This is a genomic window from Pseudomonas sp. AC463, from assembly GCF_979253585.1.
Genome location: NZ_CEEDDZ010000886.1, coordinates 1 through 254 on the forward strand (window position 1 = coordinate 1; position 254 = coordinate 254).

General features: G+C 71.7%; 1 protein-coding gene. It reads left to right on the forward strand.

Features of this window, described 5'->3' with window-relative positions:
* A partial coding sequence (locus AC0IYH_RS32765) for an alpha/beta hydrolase-fold protein (RefSeq protein ID WP_471838536.1) occupies positions 1 to 254 on the forward strand: 254 nt, incomplete at both ends.

Below are 254 nucleotides of genomic sequence, written 5' to 3' on the forward strand. Positions count from 1 at the left end.
GTCCTATATCGAGGACGAACTGCCGGCGCTGATCGCCGCCGGGTTTCCGGTCGACATGGCGGCGCAGGGGATCACCGGCCACTCGATGGGCGGTCACGGCGCGCTGACGATCGCCCTTCGCAACCCCGATCGTTTCCGCAGCGTCAGCGCCTTCGCGCCGATCGTCGCGCCGTCGCAGGTGCCGTGGGGCGAGAAGGCGTTCGGCGGCTATCTGGGCGACGACCGGACGGCGTGGCGCGGGCACGACGCGGTGG